This window comes from Kineococcus vitellinus (assembly GCF_009906315.1).
Classification (GTDB): Bacteria; Actinomycetota; Actinomycetes; order Actinomycetales; family Kineococcaceae; genus Kineococcus; species Kineococcus vitellinus.
The window spans coordinates 1-4926 of record NZ_JAAALL010000311.1 but is presented as its reverse complement, the minus strand read 5'-3'; the positions used below and the strand labels follow the sequence as shown (position 1 = coordinate 4926).

The 4926-nt window shown below is 77.7% G+C and carries 6 protein-coding genes; 2 read left to right on the top strand and 4 right to left on the bottom strand.

Annotated features, from left to right (window positions below; all coding sequences use genetic code 11):
• The 4 genes from GTQ99_RS19725 to rimP all read right to left on the bottom strand — a co-directional run.
• The coding region (locus tag GTQ99_RS19725) for a translation initiation factor IF-2 N-terminal domain-containing protein (protein WP_338075136.1) at positions 1-315 on the bottom strand (315 nt) is incomplete at its 3' end.
• 89 nt (positions 316-404) lie between these two features.
• Complete coding sequence (locus GTQ99_RS26365) at positions 405-734, bottom strand: YlxR family protein (protein ID WP_338075135.1); 330 nt, start codon at positions 732-734, stop codon at positions 405-407.
• Positions 735-817: 83 nt separating this feature from the next.
• On the bottom strand, positions 818-1873 hold the full coding sequence (gene nusA, locus GTQ99_RS19715; protein ID WP_166617409.1) for a transcription termination factor NusA: 1056 nt from the start codon (positions 1871-1873) through the stop codon (positions 818-820).
• On the bottom strand, positions 1870-2517 hold the full coding sequence (gene rimP / locus GTQ99_RS19710; protein WP_205707858.1) for a ribosome maturation factor RimP: 648 nt from the start codon (positions 2515-2517) through the stop codon (positions 1870-1872). Before rimP ends, nusA begins: the two co-directional genes overlap by 4 nt.
• Before the next feature lie 143 nt (positions 2518-2660).
• On the opposite strand from rimP, the gene GTQ99_RS27205 reads away from it, so the two are divergent.
• Positions 2661-3857, top strand: coding sequence for a DUF4439 domain-containing protein (locus GTQ99_RS27205; protein ID WP_205707857.1), 1197 nt, complete (start codon positions 2661-2663; stop codon positions 3855-3857).
• Positions 3858-3912: 55 nt separating this feature from the next.
• Positions 3913-4791 carry an endonuclease/exonuclease/phosphatase family protein gene (locus GTQ99_RS19700; protein WP_166617408.1) on the top strand — a complete coding sequence of 293 codons (879 nt, stop codon included), beginning with the start codon at positions 3913-3915 and terminating at the stop codon, positions 4789-4791.
• The last annotated feature ends 135 nt before the right edge of the window (positions 4792-4926 follow it).

The window sequence follows — 4926 nt, the reverse complement described above, 5'->3', positions numbered from 1 at the left end:
GGCCTGCGGGGCGGGAGCGGCCTGCGGCGCGGGGGCCGCCGGACGCGCGGGGGCCGGCGCCTGGGGGCGCGCGGCGGGCGCAGGGCCCGGACGGGCGCCCTGCGGCAGACGGGGACCCGGCTTCGCCGCCGGGCTCGGACGGCCGCCTGCGGCGCCGTCCTGGGGGAACTTGTCCTTCAGCCGTCGGATGACCGGCGGTTCAACGGTCGAGCTCGCCGACCGGACGAACTCGCCCATCTCCTTGAGCGTGGCCAGGACGACCTTGCTCTCGACTCCGAACTCCTTGGCGAGCTCGTAGACCCGGACCTTTGCCACTTCTCTCCTGTCTCGGTCCGGGCTACCACTCGGGGCGCGGACCGTCGTCAGTCGGGGGGATTCATCGCTGGAAGCTCATCGGGTGCTCATCAGCTGTTCGACCCGTTCTCGTCGGTGGTGGGGGGTTCGACGTCCTCGCAGCCGCACGAGTCCAGGTAGGACCGTACGCCGGAGGCGTCGAGGGGAGCCGGGCGGCGCAGCGCACGGGCGAAGGCCCGGCGCTTCTCCGCCTGCTCCAGGCACGAGGACCGCTGGTGCAGCCACGCGCCCCTGCCGGGGAGACGTCGCTGCGCGTCGACGAGGAGGTCCCCCGCCTCGCCGCTCGCGGCGACGACCCGCAACAAGGTGGACCGGGAGTCCCGCTGGCGGCAGCCCACGCACGTGCGCACCGGCTCGGTGCGGCCCCCTCGCGGGGTCACCCGGGCGACGGGCGCGGTGGACGGCCGGTCGGCGCGACCGGTCCCAGGCACTGTAACGATGTGGGCAGTGTAGCCCTTCCCGCTCAGCTCTCGCCCGGGGTGGACGCACCGGCCCGGTCACCGGCCTGGTCACCGCCCTCGTCGCCGACCGGGCCGGCGACCGCCTCGGTGTCCGGCCGGATGTCAATGCGCCAGCCCGTGAGCTTGGCGGCGAGGCGCGCGTTCTGCCCCTCCTTGCCGATGGCCAGCGACAGCTGGTAGTCGGGGACGACCACCCGCGCGGAGCGGGTGGCCTCGTCGACGACCGTCACGGAGGTGACCCGGGCGGGCGAGAGCGCGTTGGCGACGAACTGCGCCGGGTCGTCGCTGTGGTCGATGATGTCGATCTTCTCCCCGCGCAGCTCGGCCATGACGGCCCGCACGCGCTGGCCCATCGGCCCGATGCAGGCGCCCTTGGCGTTGAGCCCGGGACGGGTGGCGCGCACCGCCATCTTCGAGCGGTGCCCCGCCTCGCGGGAGAGAGCGGTGATCTGGACGGTGCCGTCCGCGATCTCGGGCACCTCCAGCGCGAAGAGCTTGCGCACGAGCAGCGGGTGCGAGCGCGAGAGCACGACCTGCGGCCCCTTGGGGCCCTTCTTGACGCTCACCACGAAGCAGCGCAGGCGGCTGCCGTGCTCGTAGCGCTCCCCCGGCACCTGCTCGGCCGGCGGCAGGACGCCCTCGAGCGTGCCGAGGTCGACCTGCACGATCCGCGGGTCGCGCCCCTGCTGGACGACGCCGGAGACGATCTCGCCCTCGCTGCGGGCGAACTCGCCGAGCACGGCCTCGTCCTCGGCGTCGCGCAGCCGCTGCAGGATGACCTGGCGGGCGGTGGTGGCCGCGATCCGGCCGAAGCCGGAGGGGGTGTCGTCGTACTCGCCGACCGGGGTGCCGTCCTCGGCGAGCTCCCGGGCCATCACGCGCACCTCGCCGCTGGCGCGGTCGAGGTCGACGCGGGCGTCGGGGTGCGCCTTGTGGTCGGCGTGCTCGGTGCGGTGGTAGGCCACGAGCAGCGCCTGCTCGATGGCCCGCACGAGCGTCTCGAAGGGGATCTCCTTCTCGCGCTCCAGCATCCGCAGCGCGGCCATGTCGATGTTCACTGCTCGTCCTCGCGTTCGTCCTCGTCGGGCTCGACCGCGTCGTCCAGCTCGTCCTCGTCCAGCTCGTCCAGCTCGTCGTCGTCCAGCTCGTCGTCCGGTCCCTCGTCCGGCTCGTCGTCCCCGGCGCGGCGGAACTCCACCTGCACCTCGCCGCGGACCAGCTCCGCCCAGGCCAGCCGCCGGGGCGCACCGACGTCCTTGGCCCGCGGCGGCCTGCCCTTGACGGCCTGCGGCTCCAGGGTCACCAGCACGCCGTCGGCGTCCACCTCGCGCACCCGCCCGAGCAGGGCGCCGCCGTCGGTGAGGACGGCGCGCACCAGCCGGCCGCGGGCGCGCGAGAAGTGCCGGGGGGTGGTGAGCGGGCGGTCCACGCCCGGGGAGCTCACCTCGAGGGTGTAGGCGGCCTCGCCGAGGGCGTCGGAGTCGTCCAGGGCCTGCGAGACGGCCGTCGAGGCCCGCGCGACCGCGTCGAGGTCCAGGTCGCCCGGTTCGTCGCCGGCCTTGTCGACCACGACCCGCACGACCTTGCGGCGGCCCGCGCTGGTGACGGCCACCTCCTCGAGGGAGAGGTCCCCGCCGAGCTCCCCGCCAGCGGCGAACACGGGGGCCAGCACCGCGGTCACGGCCTCGTCCAACGACGGCACGACCGTTCCTCCCCTGCTCTCGAGTTCTCCCGCGACCAGCCGGTGGGGCCGGGCACGACGGGACAGCCTATCCCGGTGCGGGGGTGGCACCGAGCCGCGCGCACCCGCGCTGCCCCGTCCGGGCGAGGTGGCACGATGCCCGCGTGCCTGCGCCCTCCCCGTCGCGCCGCGGTCTGCTGCTCGCGGCGGGCGCCGCGCTCGGCGCGTGGTCCCTGGCCGGCTGCGGCGTGCGCTGGGTCGCCGGGCGGGAGCCCACCCCCACGGCCGCGGCGGGACCCGACGACGACGCCCGCACCCGGGCCGTCGCCGACACCCGCGACCTGCTCGGGCTCGCCCTGCCGGCCGCCGCGGCCGCCGCTCCGCTGCAGCAGGCCGCGAGCGCGGTCGTGCAGACGTGCACGGCCCACCTGCGCGCGCTGGGCGCGGACGCCGAGCGCGCCGTGACGGCCACCGTCACGGCCACCGCGGGCAGCGGCCCGACGACCACCGCGGGCACCGGCGCGGTGCCCGGTGCCGTGCCGGCGGCGGACCCGGCCGCGCTGCTCGCGCGCCTGGCCGCCACCGCGGCCTCCGCGCTGGCGGCGGCGACGACGAGCGGGCCCGGGAGCACCGGCGGCGGCACGGCCCGGCTGCTCGCCTCGATCGCGGCCTCGCGCGCGCTGCTGCTGGACGGCCTGGCCACGGCCACCGCGCTGCCGGCCCCGCCCGTGCCGGTGCCCTCCCCGACCGCCGCCGGGACGGCCCCACCGGGCGCGCCGGGCACCCCGACCGGCTCACCGACCGGCACCGCGTCCGGCACCGCGTCCGGCACCGCGTCCGGCACCCCGTCCGGCACCGCGTCGGCGGGGCCGGCCGACGCGGCGGGCACGGCGGCCCTGCAGCGCGCCCTCGCCGGGGAGCACGCCGCGGTGCACGCCTTCGGCCTCGTCGCCGGCCGCACCGCCCCCGAGCGGCGCGCCGAGGCCGCCGCCGACCTCGACGCGCACCGGGTGGCCCGCGACGACCTCGTCGACCTGCTGCTGGCCCGCGGCGCCGCACCCGTCGAGGCCGCCGCCGGCTACGACGTCGAGGCCCCCACCCCGCAGGCGGCGGCCGCCCTCGCCGCGGCGGTGGAGGAGCGCCTGGCCGGCGCGCACGCCGACGTGGTCGCGGCCTCCGCCCCGGACCGCGCCGCGGCCGCGGCGGCCCTGCTGCGGGCGGCCCGCGCCGCGCGCCGCTGGGGATCGCCCGTCTCCGCCTTCCCCGGCATGGCCGAGCTCGGCGAGGACGGCACGGCGCTGCCCCGCGCGAGCGCCACCACCACGACCACCGCCACGGCCACCGCCGCGGGCGGGTCGTGACGGGCGGGCCCCCGGCGCGGTGCGCGCGCGGGCGGCTGCCAGACTCGGCGCCGAGATGAGCACGCCGCCCGCCCCCTCCACCGCCGACGCACCCCTGCGGGTCATGACCTGGAACGTGTGGTGGCGCTTCGGCGACTGGCGCGCCCGCCGCGAGGCCCTCCTCGCCGTCCTCGCCGAGCACGCGCCGGACGTCGTCGGCCTGCAGGAGGTCTGGGCCGACGGGCAGGAGAACCTCGCGCACTGGCTGGGCGAGCGGCTGGGGATGCACGTCGCCTGGTCCCCCTCGCCGTCGCCGCAGCGCTGGCAGCGCCGGCTGGCGTTCACCGGCGAGAGCGCCGGGGCCGAGGAGCTGCAGTTCGGCAACGCGGTCCTCAGCCGCCACCCACTGCTGGAGGAGCGCGTGCGCCGGCTGCCCGCGGGCGGGCACGAGGACGAGGGGCGCACCGCGCTGCAGGTGCTCGTGGACGCCCCGCGCCGGCCGCTGCCGTTCACCACGACGCACCTGAACTCCTCCCCGGCCGAGTCCGCCGTGCGGGTGGAGCAGGTGCGCGAGCTCGTCGCCTTCGTCGGCGAGCGGCACCGCCCCCGGGAGTTCTACCCGCCGGTGCTCACCGGCGACTTCAACGCGGTCGCGGAGTCCGACGAGCTGCGCCTGGCCGGCGGCTACCTCACCGCCGGTCCCGTCCCGGGCCTGGTGCTCGTCGACTCCTGGCACTACGCCGAACCCGGCGACAGCGGCCTGACGTGGGACCGGGCCAACCCCTGGGTGGCGCGGGTGCACCAGCCGAGCGCGCGCATCGACCACGTCCTCGTGGGGCTGCCGCCGTTCTCCGGCGAGGGGGCCGTGCGCACGGCGCGGCGGGTGGCCACCGCTCCCGTCGACGGGGTCTGGGCCTCCGACCACACCGCCGTGCTGGTCGACCTCAACCCCTGACCCGGCGGTCCCGGGAGGGCCGTGTTTCGGGCGCGTCACCGTTCGCCCGGCCCACGTGAACTCCCTGTTTCCGCGCGGCCGCGGCTGCTCCCCCGCTGCTTGACTGCGGGCGACCCGCCGCCCCCTGGAGAGCCC